This window comes from Kineococcus glutinatus, from assembly GCF_039542765.1.
Classification (GTDB): domain Bacteria; phylum Actinomycetota; class Actinomycetes; order Actinomycetales; family Kineococcaceae; genus Kineococcus_A; species Kineococcus_A glutinatus.
Genome location: NZ_BAABIL010000702.1, coordinates 1 through 2,066 on the forward strand (window position 1 = coordinate 1; position 2,066 = coordinate 2,066).

General features: G+C 77.7%; 1 protein-coding gene. It reads right to left on the reverse strand.

The window, feature by feature from the left end; translation table 11 throughout:
- Positions 1–97: 97 nt before the first annotated feature.
- Positions 98–1,930 carry an alpha/beta hydrolase gene (locus tag ABEB16_RS20375; protein ID WP_345714020.1) on the reverse strand — a complete coding sequence of 611 codons (1,833 nt, stop codon included), beginning with the start codon at positions 1,928–1,930 and terminating at the stop codon, positions 98–100.
- Positions 1,931–2,066: the final 136 nt, after the last annotated feature.

The following is a 2,066-nucleotide window of genomic DNA, read 5'->3' on the forward strand; positions in this document are numbered from 1 at the left end:
GGGCGCGGGGGCGGTCACGGGGTCATCCTGCCGCCGCCGCCCGGCCGGGACGACCCGGCCCGCCCGCGGCGGCGACCCCCGCGGGCGGGCCACCGCGTCAGCCGAGCAGCAGCGCGCGCAGCTCCGCCCGCGCGTCCGACAGCCGGGGGAAGCCCGGCTCCGGCAGCCCCGTGCCCTCGCAGGTCACGTCGCCCGCCGGTGCCTGACCGGTGGTGAGGAAGCGGTCGACGACCCCGTCGACGCAGGGGTTGCCGATGCCGGCGTACAGGGCGTGGTCGCCCTCGTCCTCCACCAGCACCAGCCGGGAGCTGCCCAGGGCGGCGTGGCTGCGCAGCGCGCCCTCCACGGGGGTGGCCGGGTCGTGCTCGGACTGCACGATCAGCAGCGGCGGCAGGTCGCGGCCGTCGGGCCGGGGCAGGCTCAGCGCCGGGCGCTCCCAGTAACCGCACGGCTGCTGGGTCTTCGCCCAGCCGACGAGGGGGTGGCGCTCGCCCTGGCGCCGACCCAGGTCGTTCCAGAAGTCCGCCCCCTGCGACCACGCGGTGTCGTTGCAGGTGGTGTTGTAGAAGGTCGCGGTCTGCGCGTCCGGGGCCTGGGCCAGCGCGCCCCCGGCCACCAGGGGCGGCTGCATCGTGGGGCTGCGCCGCAGCAGCGCGGCCAGCCGGCTCAGCTGCGGCTCCAGCTCGGTGCGCAGCTGCTCCGCGCGGGCCCCGTCCAGCAGCGGCCGGACGTTGGACAGCAGCCGCAGCACCCCCAGGCTGACGGCCAGCTCCTCGAAGCGGGCCTTGCTGTACATCGCGCTGGTGATGAGCACGTCGACCGTCGCGCCGTCGTAGCGGCCCAGCGGCCCGAGGTCCAGCGGGCGGGCCGCCAGCGAGGCGCGCAGCCGCTCGTAGGTGGCGTTCACCTCCTGCGGGGTGCGCCCGAGGAAGAAGCGGTCGTGGTGCTGCGCGGCCCACGGCTGGAAGTCCGCGGTGAAGCGGCGCTGGAAGGCCGGCGGCTGGTCCTCGGCGAAGACCTGCTGGAAGGGGGAGGCGACGTCGACGGCGGAGTCGAGCACGAAGCGGCCCACGCGCGCGGGGAAGTACGTGGCGTACTGCGCGCCGAGCCAGGTGCCGCCGGAGTAGCCGACCCAGTCCACCTGGTCGCGGCCGAGGGCGTCGCGCACCAGGTCCAGGTCGGCGACCGTCTGCTCGGTGTTGACGTGCGGGGCGAGGTCGGAGGTGGTGCGGCAGGCGCGGGCGACCTCCGCCATCACCGCGGCCGTCCGCCCCAGGGCCTGCGGGGAGCGGTCGCGGGGGTCGGGGAGCGTCAGCTGCACGGCCTGCTCGTCGAGACCGCACGTGACGTTCGTGCTGGAGCCGGTGCCGCGGACGTCGACGCCGACGATCTCGGAGGTGGCCGCCACCGCCGGGCGGGCGGCCAGGATCAGCGGGACGTACAGCCCCGCGGCGCCCGGTCCGCCCGGGTTGGTGAGGATGGTGCGGGCCGGGCGGGGGCCCTCGCTGCGCAGCCTGCTGATCGCGACCGTGATCTCGTGGCCGTCGTCGGGGGCGTTCCAGTCGCGCGGGGCGCGGACCTGCGAGCACTCCAGCAGCGGCAGCAGGACGGCCGCCTCCGGCGTCGGCACGGCGCTGGCGGGGCAGTCCCCCCACGTGAGCCGCTGGTCCCGGAAGCGGGCGGGGGTGCGGGCCGTGAACTGCTGCTCGGCCTCCGCGACCGCGGCGGGGCGCGCGGTGGCCAGCGCGCTGAGCGGGGCGTTGCCGGGCAGGGCCTCCGTCACGGGTGCGGCGGGCGCCGCCGAGGCGGGGACGGCCGTGGCCACGACCACGGTGGCGGCCAGCGCCGCGACGGCACCTCCGGCGGTGCGGGGTCGGGTCCGGCGGGGGCGCCGGGCTGCTGGGAGCGCGGCGGGCGTCGTCGGCTGCATCGGGGCTCCTCCTGGGGCACGGGTAGCGTCGGGCCCGTGGAGTCTCCCGAGCGCGCCGCGGCCGGCCATCCGACGAACGGTGACGGTGGTCTCCCCCTCCCGTCGGCCGCGCCGGGTCCGCGTCCCCTGGTAGTGG

Excerpts from the sequence above, each read along its gene's own strand:
- ABEB16_RS20375 (WP_345714020.1), bottom strand. The coding sequence starts at position 1,930 with ATGCAGCCGACGACGCCCGCCGCGCTCCCAGCAGCCCGGCGCCCCCGC.